Here is a 22,708-nt window from a genome sequence, read left to right as displayed (position 1 = left end):
GTCGTGAATACTCGGGCCTGAGCAGCAAAGTCGGCCACCGCCGCTGACCTCATCGAGGCGTAATGTATGCAAAATGCCTAAGGCTGGCTTGCGGGCAGGAGTTGCCTCCCGGTGGTCGGCGTCGGGTCGGGGTTGAGTCGACTCCTTGTGCCGTCCCGTCGAGTTGTATACGGTCCACTGCCTAGCCCGCCTGTCACTCGCGTTTCCTCATCTGCAGCGAACGGGGAAGAGATGCCCCGAAGGTTTGGTCTTGTCGGAGGCACGGTGGTCGCCGAGGACGGTGTCCACCGCGCTGACGTGCTCGTTGACTCCGGCCGCATCGAAAGTGTCGGCCGGATTCCGCCATCGGCTGATGTCGAGAAGGTCGACGCCCGAGGAAAGATCATCATTCCGGGTGGCGTCGATGTGCATACACATATGGATACGCCCTTCATGGGGACGGTCACCTCCGACGACCACGCCTCGGCCAGCCGGGCCGCTGCCGTCGGCGGCACCACGACATATGTCGACTACGCCTTTCAGCGCGCCGGTGAGCGTCTGCCGGAGGTGCTGGCCCGGTGGGCCGGGCGGGCGAACGGTCGTTCCGCCATCGACTTCAGCTTCCACCTGGCTGTCACTTCGCCCTACCCGGGCATGGTGGCTGACATGGCGCTTGTGGTGGCCGACGGCGTGACCAGCTTCAAGGTGTTCATGGCCTACAAGGGGCTGGCCATGCTCGACGACGGAGAGCTCTTCTCCATCCTCACCGAGTCGTCCCGCCTGGGCGCCACACTCTGCGTGCACGCCGAGAACGGTCACGTCATCGACGTCCTCGCCGAGCGGCTGGTTCGGGCCGGCCGCACCGGGCCGCTGGCGCACCTGCTGTCGCGGCCACCCGAGACCGAGGTGGAGGCGGTACGCCGCGCGATCGCGCTCGCCGACCTGGCCGACGCCCCGCTGTACTTCGTGCACCTGTCCACCGCCGGCGCGGTCGCCGCCGTGGCCGAGGCCCAGCGGGCCGGCCGCCCGGTCGCGGGCGAGACGTGCACCCACTACCTCCTGCTCGACGCCGACCTCTACCACCAGCCCGGGTTCGAGGCGGCCAAGTACGTCGTCAGCCCGCCGCTGCGCACCGCCGAGCACCGGGAGGCGCTCTGGCAAGGGCTGCGGGAAGGCATCCTCGGTGTCGTCAGCTCGGATCACTGCCCGTTCTGCATGTCCGGGCAGAAGAGCCTGGGAGCCGAGGACTTTCGCCGGATCCCGAACGGAGCGCCGGGCATCGAACACCGGGTTCCCCTGCTCTATGGCCACGGTGTACGCCCCGGGCGGCTGAGTCTGTCGCGCTTCGTCGAGGTGGCCTGCACCGAGCCGGCCCGCCGGTTCGGGCTGTACCCGACAAAAGGGGTCATCAGGCGGGGCGCCGACGCCGACCTGGTCGTGCTCGACCCGGAGGCGGCCTCCGTCGTGCTCGCCCGGACGATGACGCAGAACTGTGACTACACGCCGTTCGAGCGGTGGCACGTGCCCGGCCGGGTCGAAGCGGTTTATCTGCGCGGGGAGCTGATCGCCCAGCGTGGACGATTTGTCGGCCGGCAGGACGCCGGTCGGTTCCTGGCCCGTCGCCGGGCGTGAGTGTCGACGCGGCTGGCTGCGGGATCTGACTGCTCGGAGCCTTGACAGGGTCAAGTTTGTATACAAGCATCGCTCGTGTTAGTCGCCCTACCTGGGTTGTTGCGCTAGACCTATTCAAGCTTGCACACAATTTGGAGGTGTCGGCATGGGAATACGTTCCGTGCGGGTGCGAGCCGTGGCAGTGCTCGCCGTGGCGAGCGTGTCGCTCGCGGCCTGCGGCGCCGACGATGCGGGGAAGTCTGACGCCGGCACCGGCCAGGCGCTGACCATCGCCGCGCCCGGGGTGCTGTCGAGTCTCGACTCCGAGCGCTACCAGGGCTTCATCTCGATCGACCTGCTTCCCAACACCGCCGGGACCCTGGTGCGCTTCAAGAAGCCCGAGGCCGGCGCTACCAAACTTCAGACGCCGGACCAGATCGAGCCCGAGCTCGCCGAGTCCTGGACGCTTGACGACGGCGGCAGGAAGATGTCGTTCACGCTGCGCGAGGCCAAGAGCCAGTTCGGCAACCCGATCACCTCGCAAGACGTGAAGTGGTCGGTGGACCGGATGGTGAACAGCACCGGCGTGCCGATCGCCAAGATCCTGATGGGCGTCGGCGGCTGGGACACCGCCAACCCGATCACCGTCACGGACGACAAGAAGTTCACGATCAACGTCGCCAAGCCCAACGCGGTGAGCGTGTCGATCCTGAGCACCTTCTTCATGACCATCTACGACTCGGTGGAGGCCAAGAAGCACGCCACCGCCGACGATCCGTACGCCTACAAGTGGCTCGGGGAGAACACCGCCACCTTCGGGGCGTACCAGGTGCGCTCGTTCGACCCCGGCAAGGAGGTCCGGCTCACCGCCAACGAGAACTACTTCCGCGGGAAGCCCAAGGTCACCGACGTGGTGGTCCGCGCCGTCCCCGACACCTCCAACCGGCTCCAGCTGGCCCAGAGCGGGCAGGTCGACGTCGCCACCGCGATGACGTTCGACCAGCTCTCCTCGCTGGAGGAGAGCGACCAGGCCCGGCTGGAGCGTGTGCTCTACCCGAACATCGACGTGCTGGTGCCCAACCTCAAGGCCAAGCCCTTCGACGACAAGCGGGTCCGCGAGGCCATCTCCTACGCCGTCGACCGCAAGGCGATCGTCGACTCCGCGTACCAGGGCTACTCGGCGCCCTCGAACGACTTCATCCACGACGACTTCGGTGCCCCGGCGGCCAGCCAGCCCTTCGCCCAGAACCTCGACCGGGCCAAGCAACTGCTGGCCGAGGCCGGCCTGCCAAACGGCTTCCCGATGGAGTTGGCCTACAACGCGGCCAACGTCGGAGCGCACAGCGAGCAGGTCGCCGTCCTGCTGCGCTCGCAACTGGCCAAGGTGGGCATCCAGGTCAAGCTCAACAACGTCGCCTCCGGCGCGGACTTCGACACCGCCAAGCGTGAAGGCAAGCTGCAGAGCTGGCTGGCCACCAGCACCCCGCTGGTGCCCGACCCCGCCTACTACCTGCAGGTCTTCTACTCCACGGGTGGACTGACCAACCTGCAGAACTACAGCTCGCCGACCCTCGACGACCTCTCCCGGAAGATCCTGGAAACCCAGCCGGGTCCCGACCGCGACGCGTTGATCAAGCAGGTCAACGACTTCCTGGTGGGTGACATGCCGGCCATCCCGCTGGTCGATTCCCAGAAGTACTACGTCTTCAAGAAGGGCGTGACCGGGTTCGTCAGCTATTCCCAGGGCCACGTCAACTATTACGACATCAGCGGCTCCTGACCTCGCCGGCGTCCCACCGGCGCGGTGATCCCCGGCCCCGGTGGGCAGCACCCCAGGGGCCGGGGACCACACAGCGACGACGCAGAACGGCAACCCGAGAAGAGCCGGCACTCGAGAAAGCAGGATATGCACTGATGTACCGCCTAGGAGTCGATGTCGGTGGCACGTTCACGGACGTTCTTCTGATCGAGGAGGCGACCGGGAAGACCCGACGGACCAAGGTGCCCTCGACGCCTCAGGACCAGTCCGTCGGCGTCATCGAGGGCGTAACCCGGGTGCTGACCGACGCCCGGGCCCGCGCCGCGGACGTCCGCCAGTTCCTGCACGGCACGACGGTGGCCACCAACGCCGTCCTGGAACGCCGGGGCGCCCGGGTGGGCCTGGTGGTGACCGTCGGCTACCGGCAGATCCTGCACATCGCCCGCTCGTTCGTTCCCGGCGGCCTGGGCGGCTGGATCGTCTGGGACCGGCCGGCCGAGATGGTCGCGCTCGAAGACGTCCGCGAGGTCCGGGGCCGCATGGACGCCCGAGGCGAGCAGGTCGAGCCCCTCGACGAGGCGGCCGTGCGGGCCGCGGTCCGCCAGCTGGTCGACCAGGGCGTGGACGCCCTCGCCATCGGCTTCGTCAACTCCTACGCCAACCCCGCCCACGAACAGCGGGCCGCCGAGATCGCCGCCGCCGAGGCCCCTGGTGTGCCGGTCTCCACCTCCGCCGGGGTCCTGCCCGAGCTCGGGGAGTACGAGCGGACCCTGACCACCGTCGCCAACGCCTACGTCCGCCCCGGCGTCAGCTCCTACCTGAGCAACCTCAGCGCGAAACTGGTCGCCGAGGGACTCCTGGGCGAGCGCCGCGTGCTGCGCTCCGACGGCGGACTGATGACCTTCGAGCGGGCCGAGGACATCCCGGTCAGTCTGCTGATGAGCGGACCCGCCGGCGGGGTCGCCGCCGCCGTGGCGCTGGGCCCGGCCGCCGGCCACCCGGACCTGCTCACCCTGGACATGGGGGGTACCTCCACCGACGTAGCGCTGATCGAGAACGGCACCCCGGCCATCCGGCGCGAGACGACCGTGGCCGACCTCGCCGTCCGCGCCCCGTCGATCGACGTACAGACCGTGGGCGCCGGCGGCGGCTCCATCGCCCACGTCCCCGAGCTGACCGGTGCGTTGCGGGTGGGCCCGGCCAGCGCGGGTGCCCTGCCCGGTCCGGCGACCTACGGACGCGGCGGCGAACTGCCCACCGTCACCGACGCCAACGTCGTGCTCGGCTACCTGCCGCACGCCCTGCTCGGCGGCGCCATGCCGCTGGACGTGGAGAAGGCCCGCACGGCGGTCGGCACCGTTGCGAGCAGGCTGGGGGTGTCGGTGGAGGCCGCCGCCGCCGCGATCATCGACATCGTCAACGAGAACATGCTCGGCGCGCTGCGGCTGGTCTCGGTGCAGCGCGGCTACGACCCCCGGCGCTTCGCGCTGTTCGGCTTCGGCGGCGCCGGCCCGTTGCACGTCAACGCGCTCGCCAAGCTTCTCGGCTCCTGGCCGGTGGTGATCCCGCAGTCGCCCGGGGTGCTCTGCGCCTACGGTGACGCTTCGACAGGTGTGCGGGCCGAGGCCAACCGGTCCCTGGTGCGCCCTCTCGACGACGTCGACGAGGAACTGCTGCGGCGCGAGTTCACCGACCTCGCCGCCCAGATCGACACCGAGTTCGACCGGGCCGGGGTGCCAGGCGACGCCCGGTCGGTGCGATACGAGGCCGACGTCCGCTACCACGGCCAGGGCTTCGAGGTCTCCGTCGAGGTCGACGCGGGCCGAGGCATGGCTGTGATCCCCGGCCTGCGCAGCGGCTTCGACGAGGCCCACCAGCGCCTGTTCGGCTTCGCACTGGATGAGCGGCACGAGATCGTCAACATCCGGGCGGTCGGGGTCTCCCACGCCGAACGGATCACCCCGGTCGAGATCGAATCCGGTGACCGCGACGCCGCGCAGGCGATCGTCGGCCGTCAGCAGGTCTACGTCGACGGCGGCTGGCAGGAGGCCACCCTCTACGACCGCACCGCCCTGCGGGCCGGCAACGAGCTGTCCGGGCCGGCGATCGTGGTCGAGATGGATTCCACCAGCCTGGTCCTGCCGGGCTGTGTCGCGCGCGTCGACAGGCTGGGCAACCTGCTCATCCTGCCCGCCGAGCAGGGAGGGAACCGATGAGTGCGGTCATCGTCGAGACAGTACGCCCGGAGCGTGGCGTCGAGGTCGAGACCGCGGTGCTCGACATCGTCGAAAACGCGTTGCGTAACGCCCGTTTCGAGATGGACGCGGTGGTGATGCGTACCGCGATGTCACCGGGCATCCGCGAGCAGCACGACGCCTTCCCGTTGATCGCCGACCGGCGCGGGCGCATGGTCGCCGGACAGTTCGGCTCCTTCATCGACGGCTTCCTCTCCGCATACGACGGCACGGTCGAGGAGGGCGACGTCTTCTTCACTTCCGACCCGTACGCCTGTGACGGCGCCATCAGCCACGCCAACGACTGGCTGGTGCTGCTGCCGATCTACTTCGAGAAGGCGCTGGTCGGCTGGGCGGCGATGTTCGGTCACATGAGCGACGTCGGCGGGAAGGTGCCCGGCAGCCTGCCCACCGACGCGGTGTCCATCCACGAGGAGGGCGTCATCGTCCCGCCGGTGAAGTTGTTCCGCGGCGGCACCCTCGACCAACAGCTCCTGGACACCGTGCTCAACCAGGTGCGCCTGCCGAGCTGGAACCGCGCCGACCTGAACGCGGTCCTGGCCTCCTGCCGCACCGCCGAGACCCGGGTCCGTGAACTCTGCGAGCGCTTCGGCGCTGACACCTACCTGTCCACCCTGGAGCTGCTGCTGGAGCGCAACCGGCAGGCGATGGCGAAGCTGTTCCGCCAGGTCGTGCCCGAGCAGCCGGTCACCTTCGAGGACTTCGTCGACGACGACGGACGCGGCGAGGGACCGTTCCGCATCCGCTGCTCGCTGTGGCGCGAGGGCGACCGGGTGGTGCTGGACTTCACCGGTACCAGCGAGCAGGCCGAGGGGTCGATCAACTTCCTGCTCAACGAGAACGTCCTACGGATGTTCTTCGGGGTCTACACCATCATGGCCGTGGACCCGATGATCCTCTTCAACGACGGGTTCTACCCCCTGGTCGACGTCCGCATCCCCGAGGGCAGCCTGCTCAAGCCCCGGCGCCCGGCGGCCGTCTCCTGTCGTACCCACGCCCTGGGTCGGCTCTTCGACGTGCTCGCCGGACTGCTGGGGCAGTGTCAGCCGGACTTCCTCGCCGCCGCCGGGTTCTCCTCGAGCCCGCACCTGATGTACTCCGGCCTGGATCGGCACGGCAAGTGGTTCCAGCTCTACCAGATCGGCTTCGGCGGTGTGCCCGCCCGACCGGTCGGTGACGGGTTCGACGGGCACTCCATGTGGCCCTCGTTCACCAACGTGCCCAACGAGTACCTGGAGGCCTACTACCCGCTGCGTATCGAGTCCTACGAGACGGTCCCCGACTCCGGGGGCATCGGTAGGCACCGGGGCGGCAACGGCATCCGGGTCGGCTACCGGTTCCTGGAACCGGGTGAGGTCTCGATCCACGACGACAGATGGTTCACCAAACCCTGGGGCGTGCTCGGCGGCGAGCCCGGCGAACGCGGCACGAAGATCCTGGAACGCGCCGACGGCTCCCGGCAGGTGGTACCGGCCAAGTGTGACCACGTCGCGGTCCGCCCCGGCGACCTGCTGCACTTCGTCACCTGGGGCGGCGGCGGTTGGGGCGACCCGCTCGAGCGCGACCCGGAGCAGGTCCGCCACGACGTCGAGCGGGGCCTGGTCACCGTCGACGGCGCCCGGCGCTACGGAGTGGTCCTGGTCGACGGCCGGGTCGATGCCGAGCGCACCCGGACCCGGCGCGCGGAACTCGCCGCCGGCCGAGGCGACCTGCCCCGCTTCAACCGGGGCGGCACCGTGGAGGAACTCCGGGCGCGCTGCCTCGCCGAGACCGGACTGACCCCACCCCGGGAACCGGCGGGCGCCGGGGCGCGGCCGGAGCCGGCGCCTCCCGGCCCACGGCCCGGTGCGACGCCGGCCCGCCATCGCGACGCCGGGCCCGCAGGCGGCAGCGACCGGCCCGCCCGCGCCCAGCGACCGGCGCAGTCCCCGCTGGAGGCGCTCGTGCACCACATCGCTCGGCAGGTGACCGTGCGATGAGACCACCCCACTTCCAGACCACCACGGTCCTGGGCAACGGCGGGCACCCGCACGCCAACCAACTCGCAAAGGAGAACTGTCATGGCTGACCTGCAGATGTCCGCGCTGGGCATGATCGAGACCCGGGGCCTGGTCGCGGCGGTCGAGGCCGCCGACGCCATGGTCAAGGCCGCCACGGTCGTCCTGGTGGGCACCGAGTACATCGGCGGTGGCCTGGTCACCGTCGTCGTCCGTGGCGACGTCGGCGCGGTCAAGGCCGCCACCGACGCCGGTGCGGCCAGCGCCTCCCGGCTCGGTGAGGTCGTCTCGGTGCACGTCATCCCGCGCCCGCACAACGAGGTCGAGGCGATCCTGCCGACCGGTTCGAGTCGAGGCGGAACGAAGTCCTGACCGGAGCCCGCGTGCTCATCGAAGGAGCTGAGACATGAGTCGGGTGTGGACTGCAGTCGATATCGAAGACATCGCCCGGTCGGACGGACCGCGCGAAGTCCTGCTGGGCCCGGGCGACCTGATCTCCCCGCACGCCCAGGACATCGCCCAAGGGCTGGGCATCGACGTCCGGCGCGGGTCGGCGGCACCGGCGCCGGCCGCCCCCGCCGGGGCCGGCCCCGGCGGGGGCGAGCCCCAGGGCGGCTGCGACGACGCCGACGGCTGCTCGTGTGGCTGCGAGGCCGCGGAGGAGGCGGAGCGGACCATCCGTACCATCGCCGCCGCGGTCGTGTCGGCCAACCCCGACGCGGACGCCTCCACTGTCGCCACCGAGACGCTGCGGGCGCTCGGCGCCTACGGCGGGCCCGGGGTGGGCAGCCCCGAGCAGGCCCAACCGCTGCCCGGACAGTTGCTGCCCAAGAAAGCCAAGGGCGCCCGCCCTCAGTTCTTCGCTGAGCCGGGTATGGAGGCCCTGGTCTCGACGATGGTGACCCTCACCTCGGAGGTGTGGGTGCTGCGTGAGCGGGTGATGACCCTGGAACAACTGCTGGCCGACCGGCGGGTTGTGGAGGGGGGCGCGGTGGACGGCTTCACGCTCTCCGCCGAGGACGCCGAGACCAGAGACGCCGAGGCGGCGGCGTTCGTCGCCCGGGTGCTGCGGGTCTTCTACGAGTGGCGTGAAGAGATCGTGCGGGAGGAGACCCCGGAGTCCTACCGGGAGGTCATCCGGCGGGCCTTCGCACAGGTGGGGGAGGACAAGTGAAACAGCAGCAGCGACACGGCCTGTTGCCGACGGAGAACCACGACGAACTGGCCCGGGAGACGTTCGTCCGGGCCCTGAAGTCGCACATCTCCACCGAGGTGACCCCGGGGGTACGGGAGCTGTACGCGCACCGCGTCCTGCCCAGGTACCAGCAGGAGATGGGCGTCCCGCCCCGGGACCGGGAGACGGTCCGCCGGGCGATGGAGCCCGAGCCGTACTACCAGCTCTGGAGCTCGGTGCGGCGGGCGAGCCAGGACCTGCTCTGGAACGTGGTGGCCGACAGCATCGGCCGGCAACTGGACGACCTGCGGGCCAGGGCGGAACGGACCGGCCGTACCCTCGGCTCGCTGGAGTTGGATCCCGACTTCGTCCTGCCCTGGTATTTCTGGGGCATCGACATCCACGCCATGCCCGGCGGCTACCGGGGCGAGTACGTCCCCGGCGACGTCACCGCCGGGGCGCTCTACGACCGCGGCGTCTACGTCTACGCCATGGGCCAGATGGGCGAGCTCAACGACGACTACGGCCAGTCGGTGGTGAACAACTACCTCAAGACCGTGCACAAGGACTTCCGCCCCAGGCGGATCCTGGAGATCGGCTGCGGAGTCGGCAACTCCACGCTGCCCTACGTCGACGCCTATCCCGAGGCGGAGGTGCACGGCATCGACGTCGGTGCCGCTCTGTTGCGCTACGCCCACGGCCGGGCGGAGTCCCTGGGCCGCAAGGTGCACTTCGCGCAGCGCAACGGCGAGGACACGGGCTTCCCGTCGGGGCACTTCGACCTGGTCGTCTCGCACATCCTGCTGCACGAGATGCCGCCGGAGGCGGTCCGCGCCGTCCTGCGGGAATGCCACCGGCTGCTCGCCCCGGGCGGGATGATGATCCACGCGGATTTCCCGGGCTACGCCGGGTTGGACCCGCTGGTGCAGTTCCTCATCGACTGGGACACCTGGAACAACAACGAGCCGTTCTGGGGCCCGATGCGGGACATGGACCTGGTCCAGGCCGCCCGGGACGCCGGGTTCACCGGCGACTGCACCGAACTGTCCTGCAAGCGGGAGTGCGTCGAGGAGGTCTCCACCCCCACCGGCCGGGTGCTGCAGAGCGGTGAGCGGCGCAGCAGCGGCACCCTCGCGCTGCTCGTGGGCCGGCGCTGACATGGCCCACAACGACGTCGAGTTGCGTACCTTCGCGTTCGTCGACCGACTCCAACCGCAGATGGCCGCCCTGCTCGGCAGCGTGATGTCGGGTGACCCGGTGGTCGAGGGGATGTCCGAGCTCTACCTGGAGATCTCCCCGGGCAGCGACGTGTACGCCCTGGTCGACGCCGCCGTCAAGGCCACCGGGGTGCGCCCCGGCTCTCAGGTCGTCGAGCGGCAGTACGGCATGACCGAGTTGCACTCGATGTCGCAGGACGCGGTGCGCCAGGCCGGTCAGACCATCCTGGACCTGCTCGGGATCACCGAGGCCGACGCGCAGCCGGCGGAGCTGGTCTCGGCGAAGGTCGTCTCCAACATCGACGCCTACCAGGCGCAGCTGGTCAACCGTTCCCGCAAGGGCTCCCTGCTGGTGGCCGGCGAGTCGATGCTGGTGGTCGAGTGTCAGCCCGCCGCCTACATCTCCGCTGTCGGCAACGAGGTGGAGAAGTCCGCCAGTGTGAAGATCATCGATGTCCGGGGCGTGGGCCAGTTCGGCAGGTTGTGGATCTCCGGACTGCACTCGGAGGTGGAGGCGGCGCGCGACGCGGTCCGTCGAGCGTTCGAGACGAAGCCCTGGTCGCACCGACGCTAGAGAAACGAGGTGGTGTCGGCATGCGTGTCGCCCGCGTGATCGGCTCGGTGGTCAGCACCGTCAAGTCGGAGGCGCTGACCGGGGCCAAGCTGCTCGTCGTCGCGCCGCTGGGCGATGCGCCCGCCGGAGAGCCCTACGTCGCCGTCGACACCGTCGGCGCCGGCAGGGGAGAGGTCGTCCTGGTCGCCACGGGTGGCGCCGCGCGGCTGGCGCTGCGGCAACCCGGTCAGGCGCCCGTGGACTCCAGCATCGTCGCGATCGTCGACCGGCTGGAGACCGAGGCGTGGCTCAACTACGTGAAGGACTGACGTGGATCTGTGGGATGCGGGTGCGCTCGGCATGGTCGAGACACAAGGGCTGACCGCCTCGATCGTCGCCGTCGACGTGATGGGCAAGGCGGCCGAGGTACGGCTGATCGGCGTGCAACGCATCGGCGATGGAATTGTCACGGTCTCCCTCGTCGGCGACATGGCCTCGGTCACGTCCGCGGTGGAGAGCGCCCGGCAGGCCGTGGCTGCGATCGGCGGGACTGTCGTGACGACCGTGATCGGTCGACCGGCCGTGCCGACGGACCTGCTGCGTGAGCCCCGGACAGGCGGGGCGCCGAAGCCACCGGCCGCCGCTCCACCGTCCGCCGCGGCCGGGGCCGAGTTGGAGCCCGGACCCGCCGCGGCGCCGCCCGCCGTGCCCGCCCGCCGATCGGCCGAAAAGGCCGGCGGGAGCCCCACCCGGAGCGCCGCGCGCTCGACCGCCCCGAAACGGCGTCCGCCCGCCGCCGGGCCGTACGAGCCACCACCCGAACCCCCCGCCCCCCGAGCCCGAGGAAAGTGACATGCGCGGATACGTCGGCCCGCCCGGCGGGCAGATCCACTACCGCACCGCCGGCACCGGCGGGCCTGCCCTGGTGCTGTTCCACGAGTCGCCGCAGGCATCGAACGTCTTCGCCCCGGCCCTGCCCGCCCTTGGCCGCACACTGCGCGCCTTCGCCTTCGACACCCCCGGGTACGGGCTGTCCGACCCGCCCCGCGACCCACTGGAGATCCCCGGCTACGCCCGCCTGCTGCTCGACGCCGTCGACGCCCTCGGTATCACCGAGTTCGCCGTCGCCGGACAGCACACCGGAGCCTCGCTGGCCCTGGCGGTCGCCCAACTCGCCGGGCCGGACCGGGTCACTCACGCCATCCTGTCGGGGCTGGTGCTGGACCAGGCCGAGCGGGAGCGCCTCGGCGCCTCCTGGGCGCCGGACAAGCCGATCGACCCGGCCGGCCGGCACCTGCAGGATCTCTGGGCCCGCTACCTCGACATCTGGGAGGGGCCTCCGGAGTTGGTGAACCTCGCGGTGGCCAACATCGCCTCGGTCTTCGAACGGTACAACTGGGCGTACCGGGCCGCGTTCGCCTACGACCCGACCGAGCCGCTGCGCGCCCTGCCCTGCCCGGTGCTGCTGCTGACCGCCGCCCGGGACATGTTGGCCGACGGCGACGCGTTGGCGCAGGCAATCCGTCCGGACGCCGTCGCCGTGCGGCTGACCGACACCACCGGCCAGTTGCCCTGGCGGGTGCCCGAGGAGTTCGCCGCGGTGCTGTCGTCCTTCGTCACCACGGGCCGGCTGGTATCCGACCGGGCAAGCGCGCGATGAGCGGCGAGGTCGACCTGCTGGTGATCGGGGCCGGCACCGCCGGCCTGCCCTGCGCGATCGAGGCGGCGCGGGCCGGGCTCCGCGTCGAGCTGGTCGACGGGGGCACCGACATCGGTGGCACGCTGAGCGTCTCGGCCGGGCACATGAGTGCCGCGGGCACCCGCCGGCAGCGCCAGGCGGGTATCGACGACGACCCGGACCGGCACTACGCCGACGTGCTGCGCATCGGTCATCACCGCGGCGACCCGGCGCTGATCCGGCTGGCGGTCGACGAGGCGGCCGGCGTCGTGGACTGGCTCGACGAGCATGGTTTCCCGTTCGCCCCGGGCACACCTGTGGTCTACCACGGGCACTCCCCGTACTCCCGGCCGCGGACCTACTGGGGGATCGGGCATGGTCGGTCGATCCGAGAGACGCTGCGTCCACTGCTGGACAAGCAGGTGGCCGCGGGCCGGGTCGCCCTGCGGCTGCGCTCGCGGGCCACCCGGCTGACCAGCGCCGCAGGCACGGTCACCGGCGCGCTCCTGGACACCCCCGAGGGCCCCCGCGAGGTCCGCGCCGGGGTCACGGTGCTGGCCTGCGGCGGGTACGGCGCCAACCCGGAGCTGTTCCGCGCGCTGACCCCGGGCGGCCCTCGGCTGGTGACCAACGCGGTGCCGACCTCCACCGGCGCCGCGATCGAGATGGCCAGGCCCCTGGGGGCCGAGGTCCGCTTCGCTGATCTGCACACGCCCCGGCTCGGCCTGCTCGAACGCCGCTCCCAGCCGGGGCGGGTGGACTTCTGGTCGGAGTTGGCGCACCTCGCACCGGTCGAGCGCCCGCCCCGGGAGATCTGGGTCAACGCGGCCGGGCAACGGTTCGTCGCCGAGGACCTCGACGACGTCACCGGACACGAGCGGGCCGTGCAGGAGCAGCCGGGGGGCGAGTTCTGGATCGTCTGCGACTCCGAAGCCCTGGCGGCGGGGCCGCCTCTGGTACCGGCCTGGGGGCACGAGCGGTTCCGGGTCGAGGCGCAGCGGGGGGACGTGGCCTGGGTCGCCGACGACCTTCCTGGCCTGGCCCGCCGGGCGGGCATCGACGCGCAAGGGCTGGTCGACACCGTGCGGTCCTACAACCTCGCGGTGCGGCAAGGGGTGGACCCGCTGGGCCGCCGGGCTCCCGCGCATCCCCTGGTCCGGCCGCCCTACTACGCGCTTCGCTCGGTGGCCGCGCTGCTGTGCAGCTTCGGCGGACTGGACGTGGACACCGAATTGCGGGTCCGGCGGCCCGGTGGCGCAATAGTGCCCGGGCTGCACGCCGTCGGTGAGGCCATCGGCATGGGGGCCACCAGTGGCGCGGCGTTCTGCGGGGGGATGGCGGTGACGCCGGCGCTGGCGTTCGGGCGGCTGCTCGGCCGTCGGCTGGGCGCACGGGCGTGACAGGCGTCGGGGCCGCCCGGGCCGCTTCTGTATGCAGAAACGTGGGAATGTGAGCGCGGTGGCGCGCGGCTGATCGGCCCAAACTGCTGTTGACAGCGAGCTTCGACTCCCTGTTGTATACAACGACCACTGAGTGGCTGCTATGAGAGGTGTTCATGTCTAGCGATCTGCACCATGAGGGACCGCTGCACGGCGTACGCGTGGTCGAGTTCGGCTCCCTGCTCGCGGGGCCGTTCTGCAGCCAACTCCTGGCCGACTTCGGCGCCGAGGTCATCAAGTGCGAACCTCCGCGCCAGGGCGACCCGATGCGCGAGTGGGGCCGGGAGAAGCCGTACGGCAAGTCGCTGTGGTGGCCGATCGTGGCGCGCAACAAGAAGTCCATCACCGTGGACCTGCGCACCCCCGAGGGCCAATCGGTGGCCCAGCGGCTGATCGCCCAGTGCGACGTGGTGGTGGAGAACTTCCGGCCCGGCACCATGCAGCGCTGGGGCCTGGGCTACGAGCAGATGTCCGAAACCAATCCCGGGCTGGTCATGGTCCAGGTCTCCGGCTTCGGTCAGAACGGTCCCTACTCCGCCCGCCCCGGCTACGGCTCCGTCGGCGAGGCCATGGGTGGCCTGCGCTACGTCGTCGGCGACCCGCAGACGCCGCCCAGCCGGGTCGGCATCAGCCTCGGCGACTCCCTGGCCGGCACCTTCGCCGCCCTGGGGGCCCTGCTCGCGCTGCGGGTCCGCGACCGCACCGGCCGGGGCCAGATGGTCGACTCGGCGATCTACGAGGCGGTGCTGGCGATGATGGAGTCGCTGCTGCCGGAGTACGCCCTGGCCGGTCACGTGCGCGAACGCACCGGTGCCATCCTGCCCAACATCGCCCCCTCCAACGTCTATCCCACACGCGACGACGGGCTGGTGCTCATCGCGGCCAACCAGGACACCGTCTTCCGGCGGCTGGCCGCAGCCATGGACATGGCCGAACTCGGCACCGACGAGCGCTTCGCCACGCACTCCGCCCGGGGCCGCCACCAGGTCGAACTGGACGCCATCATCGCGACCTGGTCGGCGCAGCACGACACCGAGCACCTGATGGCCACGATGGTCAAGCACGACGTCCCGGTCGGCCGGGTCTACCGCGCCCCGGAGATGCTGGAGGACGAGCACTTCGCCGCCCGGGAAGCCATCGTCCGGGTCGCCCACCCCGAGTTCGGCGAGTTCCCCATGCAGAACGTCGTACCGAGACTGTCGGCGACCCCGGGGCGGATCAAGTGGGCCGGGCCGCGGCTCGGGGAACACACCGACGAGGTGCTCACCGACATCGTCGGGTTGGAGTCCGCCGAGATCGACGCGCTGCGAACCAGCGGCGTCATCTAGGGGTGGACACGGTGGATGACCTCCAGGGCGACTACCGCAGGGCCGGCTTCGGCGGGGACCTGGGTCGCGGATCACGTCGAGCTCTGCTCCTGGTCGACCTCGTCCGGGCCTACCTCGACCCGGCCTCACCGCTCTACGCCGGCGACACCGACCCACCGGCCCTGCGGGCCTGCGCCGCACTGCTCGACACCGCGCGCCGCCACGGCGTGCCGGTGATCCACACCCGGGTGGAACTGAGCCCGGGCGGGGCAGACGGTGGCCTCTTCGCCCGCAAGGTGCCCGCCCTGCGGGTCTTCGAACACGGCAGCGCGTTCGCCGACGCCCCGCCGAGCCTGGCCCCGGCGCCCGGCGAGACGGTGGTGACCAAGCAGTACGCCAGCGCCTTCTTCGGCACCAGCCTGGCCAGCACCCTGCGTGTCCTGGGGGTGGACGCCCTCGTCATCGGCGGCGCGTCGACCAGCGGCTGTGTCCGGGCCAGTGCGGTGGACGCCCTGCAGCACGGCTTCGTCCCCCTCGTCGTCGCCGAGGCATGCCTGGACCGCGACCCGCGACCGCACCAGGCCGCCCTGTTCGACCTCGGCGCCAAGTACGCCGAAGTGCTGGCTCTGGACGAAGCCACGGCGCTGCTCGGACCGGGAGGTTTGTGATGCGGGTCCTCGGCTACGCCCGACGGCGGGTGCTCTTCCTGCCCGTGGGGCTGCTCTCGGTCGTCGTGCTGGCCTTCCTCCTGGTCAACGCGTTGCCGGGCAACCCGGTCGGGGTCATCGCCGGGCCGGCCGCCGGCCCGGAGGAACTGGCCGAGATCGAGCGACGTCTCGGTCTGGACCGGCCACTGTGGGAGCGGTTCGTCGACTACCTCGGCGGCCTGGTCCGCGGCGACCTCGGATCGTCGTACTACACCGACCGGCCGATCCTGTCGGAGATCCTGCGCTTCGCCCCGGCCACCCTGGAGTTGGTGATCCTCTCGCTCATCGTGGCCGCGGTGCTCGGTGTGGGCCTGGGCACCCTGGGCGCGTACCACAAGGGCAGGCTGGCCGACCGGGGCTCCCGATTTGTGGTCACCACCTTCCAGTCGATCCCCGACTTCTTCCTCGCCCTCCTGTTGATCTACCTCTGCTTCTATCTCGCCGGGTGGGCTCCCGCCCCGGTCGGCCGGCTCGGTCTGATGGACGAGCCGCCGCCGGCGGTGACCGGGGCACTGCTGGTCGACTCGCTGATCGCCGGTGACATGACGGTGTTCCGTTCGGCGGTGGCGCACTCGATGCTGCCGGTGCTGACCCTGGGCATCTACTACTCGGCGTACTTCGCCCGCAGCACCTACGCCTCGCTGGTGCCCGCCCTGGAGTCCAAGCAGGTCGAATTCGCCCGGGCCTGCGGTCTGCCCGAGCGGACCGTGCTGGCCTACGCCTTCCGTCAGGCCCGCACCCCGATCCTCACCTACGGCGGCATCCTGCTGGCCGCTCTGCTCGGCGGTGCGGCGATCATCGAGACGATCTTCTCGTGGGGTGGCTTCGGGGAGTGGGCGATCGACTCCATCCTCCAGCTCGACATGCCGGCCGTGCAGGGCTTCATCCTCGCCGCCGGTCTGGGAACCCTGTTGGCCTTCACCGCACTGGACATCCTGGTCGCGGTGCTCGATCCGAGGGTGCGCTATGACTGAAACCTTGGCCGCCGATCCCACCACGGTCTCCGCGCCGAAGGGTCGCAAGCCCCGCCGTGGTCGTCGCCGCCTGCGCCTGTGGGTGCCCAGCGGCATCCTCGCCGGCATGCTGGCGGCGGCCTACCTCGCGCCGCTGCCCTACGACCCGGCCGAGCCGCTGCCCGACACCCTCGCCGCACCCGACGGCGAGCACTGGATGGGCACCGACAAGTTCGGCATCGACGTCTTCAGCCGCCTGGTGGCCTCGGCCGGAGTGGACATCCCGCTGGCCCTCGCCGGCATGCTGATCTCGCTGGTGGTCGGCGTACTGCTCGGGCTGGCCGCCCTGCACCGAGGGCCGTGGGGAGAGCGCGTGGTCCGCGCGCTGGACGTCTTCCAGGCCTTCCCCCTGCTGGTCCTGGCCATCGCACTGGTCGCCCTGATGGGCAACAACATCGAGAACGTCGTGGTGGCCATCGCCATCATCAACGTCCCCCGGTTCGTCCGTCTGGTCCGCAGCGAAGGGCTGACCATCCGGGAGAGCCGCTACGTCGAGGCCGCCCACGCCATCGGCGCGACCGGGCCGCGGGTCATGTTCCGTCACGTGCTGCCGAACATGACCGGCATCATCCTGGCCCAGGCGTCGCTGGCGGTGGCCCACTCGATCGTGGTGATCGCCTCGCTGTCCTTCCTCGGCATCGGCATCAACGCCGCCGACGCCAGCTGGGGAGCGATGATCCAGACAGGAGCGCAGAACATGACGACCGGCCAGTGGTGGGTATCGGTCTTCCCCGGACTCGCCATCTTCCTGACCGTGCTCTGCTTCAACGCCATCAGCGACGAGCTGCAGGACTCCTTCGGACGGGCGAGGCAGCGATGAGCGCCCCCCGCCAGGCACTGAGCCGCCCCACCAACACCGGCCAGGGCGCGGACCGGGAGCCCCGCCTGCTGGAGGTCCGCGGCCTCACCACCCGCTTCGACACCCCCGACGGGCTGGTACACGCGGTCAACGGCGTCGACTTCCACGTCGACCGGGCCGAGATCGTCGGTGTGGTCGGCGAAAGCGGATGCGGCAAGTCGGTGACGATCCGGTCGATTCTCGGCCTGGTCCGTCCCCCGGGGCGGGTGGTCGAGGGCACCGCCCGATTCAACGGCGTCGACCTGCTCGGCCTGCGTGCGGCCGAACTGCGCCGGCTGCGCGGCGCCGAGATCGGCTTCATCGCGCAGAACCCGTTCAGCGCGCTGAATCCGGTGATGCGCATCCACCGGCAGTTCGCCAACATCCTCGCTGCGCACGGCATCCGCTCCGACGCCATCGCCCGGGACCGGGCCCGCGACGCGCTGGCCGACGTCGGCATCGCGGGCCCGGACCGGGTCCTCGACGGTTACGCCCACCAGCTCAGCGGCGGGATGGCCCAGCGCGTCGTCATCGCCATGGCCATGCTGCTCAACCCGGCCTTCGTCATCGCCGACGAGCCGACCACGGGCCTCGACCTGACCGTGCAACGGCAGATCCTCGACCTCATCCGGGGCCTGGTCCAGCAGCACGGCCGTTCGATGCTGCTGGTCACCCACGACCTCGGCGTGGTGGCCCAGTACTGCGACCGGGTGGTCGTGATGTATGCCGGCAAGGTGATCGAGCACGGCTCGGTCCGTGACGTGCTCACCAGCCCGCAGCACCCGTACACGCAGGCGCTGGTCCGGGCCGTTCCCCGGCCGGGCCATCCGTTGGTGCACCTCACCGGGAGGCTGCCGGATCTCGTCGACTATCCGGCCGGCTGCCCCTTCCAGGCCCGCTGCCCGCACGCCTTCGAGCCCTGCGGGCAGGTGTTCCCGGAGCCGACGACCTCTGCGTCGGGCCGGACGTACTGGTGTCACCTGTCGCAGGAGAGGGAGGCCGCTCGGTGAGCCTGCTGGAGCTGACCAACGTCAGCAAGGAGTTCTCCGTCGGCGGGACCACCACGGTCTACGCCCTCGACGACGTGTCGCTGACCGTGAACGCCGGCGAGACACTGGCCGTCATCGGCGAGAGCGGGTCGGGCAAGTCGACGTTGGGCCGGCTGGCCCTACGCCTGATCGAGCCGACCCGGGGCTCGGTGCACTTCCAGGGCACCGACATGCTCGCGCTGCCCGCAGCCGGACTGCGCCAGCTGCGCGCCAAGGCGCAGATCATCTTCCAGGAACCGTTCGAGTCGCTGAACCCGCGTATGCGGGTGGCCGACATCGTCGGCGAGCCACTCGCCATCCACCAGCCGAAGACCCCGGCGGCCGACCGCCGGAGCCGGGTCGCCAGGGTCATCGACCAGGTGGGGCTGGCACCCGAGATGGCCCGCCGATTTCCCGGTGAACTCAGCGGGGGACAGCAGCAACGGGTCGGCATCGCGCGGGCCATCGTCACCGAGCCCTCCCTGATCGTCCTCGACGAACCCACCTCCTCGCTCGACCTGTCGGTCCGCGCCCAGATCCTGCAACTCCTGGCCGACCTGCAGACCGAACTCGGCATGGGGTATCTGTTCATCTCCCATGACATCCACACCGTTCGCTACGTCAGTGACCGGATCGCGGTCATGTACCGGGGACGGGTGGTGGAGACCGGCCCGTCGGAGCGGGTGTTCGCCGACCCGCAGCACCCCTACACGCGCGCTCTGCTGGCCGCAGCGCTGCCCGTCGACCCCGACCAGGAGCTGCCGCCGGCCCGCCTGGTCGGCGACCCGGTGAGCCCGACGGAGAAGGTGAGCGGCTGCGTCCTCTACGGTCGGTGCCCGGTCGGCGAGGACCGGTGTGTACAAAACGAGGTGCGCCTGACCCCCTTCGACGCCGACCGCGCGGTGGCCTGCATCAAGCCGGGCGCACCCGGGAGCTGACCGGGCCCGGAGGCCCGTCCAGCCTCCGGGCCACCGGGCCCGGAGGCTGGACCGCGGTCGGAACGGCGCGCCCCGAGCGCTCAGAGATCCGGGTTGTCGGACATGGCGTCCAGCAGCACTCGCCGGGCGGCCAGCACGTGCGCGCGCATCGTGCTCGACGCCCATTCGGCGTCGCGGGCGCGGAGGGCTGCCACCAGGTCACGGTGGTGGGCCATGCTGCGGGCCAGCGCTTCCGGGGTGTAGAGGCGGAACGCCCGAACCACGAGCGGGACCTCCACCACCGCCGAGAGCAGGGAGGTCAGTCGAGGGCTGTCGGCAGCGCCGATGACCAGACCGTGCAGTTCGGCGTTGAGGTCGGCGATGTCGTCCAGATCCTGCGGGGTCATCCGCTGCGCCCGCTGATCCATCTCGTCGCAGAGCAGGCTCAGCCTCGGCAGGCAGTCGGCGTCGATGCGCTGGGCGGCCAGGGCCGCGCCGTAGCTCTCCAGCCGGGCCCGGATCTCGTAGGTGTCCTCCAGATCGCTGAGCGACCACTCGGCCACCCGGGCCCCCCGGTTGGGCTGGAAGACGACCAGGCCCTCGGCGGTGAGCCGGCGCAGAGCCTCCCGGATCGGGGTCCGGCTCACCCCAAACTGCGAGGACAGCTCCACCTCGCCCAGCCGCTCCCCCGGGCGGATGGATCCGTTCAGGATCGCGCTCCGCAACGCCTCGTAGGCGTCCTGCCCGGCATTGGTCACCCGTGCCTCCGTGGTCTGAAGCGATGTCGCGACCGGTACCTTGCCGACCGCCTGCTGCTATGAGATTGTATACAGATGATGGTGCGCGTGGTGGAAGTGTCCCCCCGGGACGGGTTGCAGAACGAGTCCGAGGTCCTCCCGACAGCGAGCAAGATCGAGCTGATCCGGCGCTGCGTCGAGGCCGGAGCGCGGCGGGTCGAGGCGGTGTCGTTCGTCCGCGCCGACCGGGTGCCCCAGATGGCCGACGCGGAAGCCGTCATGGCCGAGGTGCCGCGCCGCAGCGACGTATCGTACATCGGTCTGGTGCTCAACCGACGCGGGCTCGACCGTGCCCTCGCCGCCGGGGTGGACGAGGTGAACTGCGTCGTGGTCGCCACCGAGACGTTCAGCCGGCGAAACCAGGGCGCCTCGGTCGACACCATGGTCCAGGCCTGGTCCGACATTGCCGCAGCCGCCCACGCCGCAGGCCGTCGGGCCAGCGTCACCGTCGCTGCGGCGTTCGGCTGCCCTTTCGAGGGCGACGTCGCCCCGTCGACGGTCGGTGAGCTCGTCGCCCGGCTCGCTGAGGGCGAGCCGGACGAGATCGCTCTGGCCGACACCATCGGTGTGGGAGTGCCCGCCCAGGTGCGGCACCTGGTGGCCGCAGCCGGCGCGGCCGCGCCGGGCGTACCGCTGCGCCTGCACCTGCATGACACCCGCAACACCGCAATCGCCAACGCTCTGGCTGCTGTCGAGGCCGGCGTGAGCGTGCTCGACGCGAGCGTCGGCGGCATCGGTGGCTGCCCCTTCGCCCCGGCGGCCACCGGCAACGTCGCCACGGAGGACCTGGTCTACGCCCTGCACCGCTCCGGCCACCAGACCGGCCTCGACCCGCGTGCGGTGATCGAGACGGCGGCCTGGATCGGTGACCGGCTCGGCAAGGCCAGCCTGCCGGGTGCCCTCGGCCGGGCCGGCTGGTTCCCGGACGAGCCGGCCTGAGGTCATCGGGACTGGCTGTGGGCCGGCCCGCCCTTCACTACTCGACGCGGTCGCCGGGCGAGCGCTGTTCCGCTGGAAGTTCGACCAGGTGGACGAGGTCTTCATCCCGGCGCAGGTGCCGCCCGCACCTGTCGCCGTCGATGCGATTACGGATGAAGCGACCACCCCGGCTGCCCACGGCGCCGGGGCGGAAAGTCAGCCGGGCCGAACCCCACGCCCCGCCCCGCGCGTCACACTGCGTCAGTGGGGTGAACCGGTGACGAGTCCGAGGTCGACCGGGGTAGGTCCAAGGCCACTTCACCGAGAAGTGAGGAGCATGGGGGATCCACGTGTGAAGAGTCTAGGTACCGTCGACGGGGTGGCGGCCGGCTGATTCGCCAGGCCCCTTGAGCCGGGAGCGGCGTGGCCTGTCGCTTCGGTCTCTCGGGCAACTCGCTCACCGGAGCAAGAGCCATCTCCACAAGTTGGAGGCAGGGCTCGAAGCTCCGACGGTCGACACAGCCCGCCACCTGGACCGGATCCCTGACGCCCGGGGGAGTGCTCGCTCGGCTGGTCGATGCGCCGATCGACCATGCGGTCGAGGCAGGCGAGTTGCCGGCGAGAGTCGCCGCCACTGATGTCAGCAACGCCCTGCTCGAACGGATCGAGCAGGGCGTCGACGACCTCGCCAGCTCCTATCCGACGATGGCCCCGGCGGATCTGTTGCCGTTGGTGCGACGGCACCTCTCCTATGTGGTGCGGTTGCTGCACTGACGGGTAACAGTTGCTCAACAGCGTCGGCGGTTGGTTGCCGGCGGTTGGTTGGCGGTGCTGCGGGCCACGGTTCACATCGACCTGCGGCAGCGGAATGCTGCGGCTGCTCAGCTGCGAGCTGCTCGTGACCTTGCTGAACCTGAAATTCAGGCGTGGTGTCTGGAGACGAGGGCTTGGGACGCGCTGACGCAAGGTGACTACCGTTCAGCACTCGATCTTTCCCAGCAAGCTCAACGGGTTGCGCCTCAGGGCGCTCTGCCAAGGGCGCCGGGGACACATCGATGTCGCGAGAGCGGCGCGTCTCGTATGACGAATACCTTTCTGCCACCGCGCTGGCTCTTGCTCGCAGGCACCGGCCGGTGTGGTCGTGGCGGATGACTCCGTACCCCTGTTGGCAGGTGGATTGGGCGACCAGCCGGCAGGCGCGGGCGATCACCGCGCGGTTCCTGGAGGGTGTGCGGTGGCCACCCACGGCCCGGTCATGCCGGTCCGGAGCTGCGGTGGCTGCGACCTGCCCTGGCCGTGCCCCACCCGGAAGCGAGAGTTGCGGGCGGAGTATGCGGGCGCTCCGGTGTCGCTGGCCCTCTACTTGGTGCCTATCTCATTCAGGCCACCGAAAACATGCCGTCGACGCCGGCGGGCGTGCCGCACCACCGATTCCTCGGCTGGACCAGGGAACCCGGCCAGCTCATGCCAGCCGAGCCCGGTCGAGACGAGTCCCACCGGGCCCCCTGACCTCGCATCGGG

Annotated in this window: 20 protein-coding genes and 3 pseudogenes; 22 read left to right on the top strand and 1 reads right to left on the bottom strand. The window is 70.7% G+C overall.

The window, feature by feature from the left end; genetic code table 11:
* Positions 1–231: 231 nt before the first annotated feature.
* The 18 genes from hydA to MCBG_RS10635 all read left to right on the top strand — a co-directional run bounded on the left by hydA (position 232) and on the right by MCBG_RS10635 (position 19,493).
* Positions 232–1,611: a dihydropyrimidinase gene (gene hydA / locus MCBG_RS10720; protein ID WP_043325410.1), complete on the top strand. Its 1,380-nt coding sequence runs from the start codon at positions 232–234 to the stop codon at positions 1,609–1,611.
* A gap of 145 nt (positions 1,612–1,756) precedes the next feature.
* Positions 1,757–3,370 (top strand): ABC transporter substrate-binding protein, encoded by a 1,614-nt coding sequence (locus tag MCBG_RS10715; protein WP_083664652.1) that lies wholly within the window; start codon positions 1,757–1,759, stop codon positions 3,368–3,370.
* 134 nt (positions 3,371–3,504) lie between these two features.
* Positions 3,505–5,565, top strand: a complete 2,061-nt coding sequence (locus tag MCBG_RS10710; RefSeq protein WP_198033292.1) for a hydantoinase/oxoprolinase family protein — start codon at positions 3,505–3,507, stop codon at positions 5,563–5,565.
* Positions 5,562–7,583 (top strand): hydantoinase B/oxoprolinase family protein, encoded by a 2,022-nt coding sequence (locus MCBG_RS10705; RefSeq protein ID WP_084789485.1) that lies wholly within the window; start codon positions 5,562–5,564, stop codon positions 7,581–7,583. The genes MCBG_RS10710 and MCBG_RS10705 overlap by 4 nt, the downstream gene beginning before the upstream one ends.
* A 90-nt stretch (positions 7,584–7,673) precedes the next feature.
* Positions 7,674–7,973 carry an ethanolamine utilization microcompartment protein EutM gene (eutM, locus tag MCBG_RS10700; protein ID WP_104114777.1) on the top strand — a complete coding sequence of 100 codons (300 nt, stop codon included), beginning with the start codon at positions 7,674–7,676 and terminating at the stop codon, positions 7,971–7,973.
* Between the two features lie 34 nt (positions 7,974–8,007).
* On the top strand, positions 8,008–8,775 hold the full coding sequence (locus MCBG_RS31140) for a hypothetical protein (RefSeq protein WP_051611138.1): 768 nt from the start codon (positions 8,008–8,010) through the stop codon (positions 8,773–8,775).
* On the top strand, positions 8,772–9,932 hold the full coding sequence (locus tag MCBG_RS10690) for a class I SAM-dependent methyltransferase (RefSeq protein WP_051611136.1): 1,161 nt from the start codon (positions 8,772–8,774) through the stop codon (positions 9,930–9,932). Before MCBG_RS31140 ends, MCBG_RS10690 begins: the two co-directional genes overlap by 4 nt.
* Position 9,933: 1 nt before the next feature.
* Positions 9,934–10,566: a hypothetical protein gene (locus tag MCBG_RS10685; RefSeq protein ID WP_043325405.1), complete on the top strand. Its 633-nt coding sequence runs from the start codon at positions 9,934–9,936 to the stop codon at positions 10,564–10,566.
* Positions 10,567–10,586: 20 nt separating this feature from the next.
* Positions 10,587–10,874, top strand: a complete 288-nt coding sequence (locus MCBG_RS10680) for a EutN/CcmL family microcompartment protein (RefSeq protein WP_043325403.1) — start codon at positions 10,587–10,589, stop codon at positions 10,872–10,874.
* 1 nt (position 10,875) lies between these two features.
* Positions 10,876–11,397 (top strand): BMC domain-containing protein, encoded by a 522-nt coding sequence (locus tag MCBG_RS33905; RefSeq protein ID WP_223201177.1) that lies wholly within the window; start codon positions 10,876–10,878, stop codon positions 11,395–11,397.
* 1 nt (position 11,398) lies between these two features.
* The gene (locus MCBG_RS10670) at positions 11,399–12,205 is read left to right on the top strand and encodes an alpha/beta fold hydrolase (RefSeq protein ID WP_051611133.1); all 807 of its coding nucleotides are present in this window, start codon (positions 11,399–11,401) and stop codon (positions 12,203–12,205) included.
* Positions 12,202–13,623, top strand: coding sequence for an FAD-dependent oxidoreductase (locus tag MCBG_RS10665; protein WP_043325401.1), 1,422 nt, complete (start codon positions 12,202–12,204; stop codon positions 13,621–13,623). Before MCBG_RS10670 ends, MCBG_RS10665 begins: the two co-directional genes overlap by 4 nt.
* Positions 13,624–13,778: 155 nt before the next feature.
* Complete coding sequence (locus tag MCBG_RS10660; RefSeq protein WP_043330443.1) at positions 13,779–14,990, top strand: CaiB/BaiF CoA transferase family protein; 1,212 nt, start codon at positions 13,779–13,781, stop codon at positions 14,988–14,990.
* A gap of 2 nt (positions 14,991–14,992) precedes the next feature.
* A complete protein-coding gene (locus tag MCBG_RS10655) occupies positions 14,993–15,637 on the top strand; it encodes an isochorismatase family protein (RefSeq protein ID WP_104114753.1) in 645 nt (214 codons plus the stop codon).
* Entirely contained in the window at positions 15,637–16,650 is a 1,014-nt protein-coding gene (locus MCBG_RS10650) for an ABC transporter permease (RefSeq protein WP_043325400.1), read from the top strand. Before MCBG_RS10655 ends, MCBG_RS10650 begins: the two co-directional genes overlap by 1 nt.
* Entirely contained in the window at positions 16,643–17,509 is an 867-nt protein-coding gene (locus MCBG_RS10645; RefSeq protein ID WP_043325398.1) for an ABC transporter permease, read from the top strand. Before MCBG_RS10650 ends, MCBG_RS10645 begins: the two co-directional genes overlap by 8 nt.
* On the top strand, positions 17,506–18,537 hold the full coding sequence (locus tag MCBG_RS10640; RefSeq protein ID WP_084789483.1) for an ABC transporter ATP-binding protein: 1,032 nt from the start codon (positions 17,506–17,508) through the stop codon (positions 18,535–18,537). Before MCBG_RS10645 ends, MCBG_RS10640 begins: the two co-directional genes overlap by 4 nt.
* Positions 18,534–19,493 carry an ABC transporter ATP-binding protein gene (locus tag MCBG_RS10635; protein ID WP_043325397.1) on the top strand — a complete coding sequence of 320 codons (960 nt, stop codon included), beginning with the start codon at positions 18,534–18,536 and terminating at the stop codon, positions 19,491–19,493. The genes MCBG_RS10640 and MCBG_RS10635 overlap by 4 nt, the downstream gene beginning before the upstream one ends.
* Positions 19,494–19,573: 80 nt before the next feature.
* On the opposite strand, the gene MCBG_RS10630 is transcribed toward MCBG_RS10635, so the two are convergent.
* On the bottom strand, positions 19,574–20,230 hold the full coding sequence (locus MCBG_RS10630) for a GntR family transcriptional regulator (protein ID WP_043325395.1): 657 nt from the start codon (positions 20,228–20,230) through the stop codon (positions 19,574–19,576).
* Between the two features lie 78 nt (positions 20,231–20,308).
* Between MCBG_RS10630 and MCBG_RS10625 the strand changes: the two genes are divergently transcribed.
* The 4 genes and pseudogenes from MCBG_RS10625 (at position 20,309) to MCBG_RS33895 (ending at position 22,696) form a co-directional block, all read left to right on the top strand.
* Entirely contained in the window at positions 20,309–21,208 is a 900-nt protein-coding gene (locus MCBG_RS10625; protein ID WP_245255153.1) for a hydroxymethylglutaryl-CoA lyase, read from the top strand.
* Between the two features lie 386 nt (positions 21,209–21,594).
* Positions 21,595–22,237 (top strand): annotated as a pseudogene (locus tag MCBG_RS10620) (multiprotein-bridging factor 1 family protein); the annotation flags it as partial.
* A 5-nt stretch (positions 22,238–22,242) separates the two neighbouring features.
* A pseudogene (locus MCBG_RS33900) lies at positions 22,243–22,422 on the top strand (hypothetical protein); the annotation flags it as partial.
* Positions 22,422–22,696, top strand: a pseudogene (locus MCBG_RS33895) (hypothetical protein). The pseudogenes MCBG_RS33900 and MCBG_RS33895, both read left to right, overlap by 1 nt.
* The last annotated feature ends 12 nt before the right edge of the window (positions 22,697–22,708 follow it).

Source organism: Micromonospora sp. M42 (genome assembly GCF_000568915.1).
Taxonomy (GTDB): Bacteria; Actinomycetota; Actinomycetes; order Mycobacteriales; family Micromonosporaceae; genus Micromonospora; species Micromonospora chalcea.
Note: the sequence above shows the minus strand (reverse complement) of the source record. Positions and strands in the feature narration are given on the sequence as shown.

Excerpts from the sequence above, each read along its gene's own strand:
- hydA (WP_043325410.1), top strand. The coding sequence starts at position 232 with ATGCCCCGAAGGTTTGGTCTTGTCGGAGGCACGGTGGTCGCCGAGGAC.
- MCBG_RS10715 (WP_083664652.1), top strand. The coding sequence starts at position 1,757 with ATGGGAATACGTTCCGTGCGGGTGCGAGCCGTGGCAGTGCTCGCCGTG.
- MCBG_RS10710 (WP_198033292.1), top strand. The coding sequence starts at position 3,505 with ATGTACCGCCTAGGAGTCGATGTCGGTGGCACGTTCACGGACGTTCTT.
- MCBG_RS10705 (WP_084789485.1), top strand. The coding sequence starts at position 5,562 with ATGAGTGCGGTCATCGTCGAGACAGTACGCCCGGAGCGTGGCGTCGAG.
- MCBG_RS31140 (WP_051611138.1), top strand. The coding sequence starts at position 8,008 with ATGAGTCGGGTGTGGACTGCAGTCGATATCGAAGACATCGCCCGGTCG.
- MCBG_RS10685 (WP_043325405.1), top strand. The coding sequence starts at position 9,934 with ATGGCCCACAACGACGTCGAGTTGCGTACCTTCGCGTTCGTCGACCGA.
- MCBG_RS10680 (WP_043325403.1), top strand. The coding sequence starts at position 10,587 with ATGCGTGTCGCCCGCGTGATCGGCTCGGTGGTCAGCACCGTCAAGTCG.
- MCBG_RS10670 (WP_051611133.1), top strand. The coding sequence starts at position 11,399 with ATGCGCGGATACGTCGGCCCGCCCGGCGGGCAGATCCACTACCGCACC.
- MCBG_RS10665 (WP_043325401.1), top strand. The coding sequence starts at position 12,202 with ATGAGCGGCGAGGTCGACCTGCTGGTGATCGGGGCCGGCACCGCCGGC.
- MCBG_RS10660 (WP_043330443.1), top strand. The coding sequence starts at position 13,779 with ATGTCTAGCGATCTGCACCATGAGGGACCGCTGCACGGCGTACGCGTG.
- MCBG_RS10650 (WP_043325400.1), top strand. The coding sequence starts at position 15,637 with ATGCGGGTCCTCGGCTACGCCCGACGGCGGGTGCTCTTCCTGCCCGTG.
- MCBG_RS10645 (WP_043325398.1), top strand. The coding sequence starts at position 16,643 with ATGACTGAAACCTTGGCCGCCGATCCCACCACGGTCTCCGCGCCGAAG.
- MCBG_RS10640 (WP_084789483.1), top strand. The coding sequence starts at position 17,506 with ATGAGCGCCCCCCGCCAGGCACTGAGCCGCCCCACCAACACCGGCCAG.
- MCBG_RS10625 (WP_245255153.1), top strand. The coding sequence starts at position 20,309 with ATGGTGCGCGTGGTGGAAGTGTCCCCCCGGGACGGGTTGCAGAACGAG.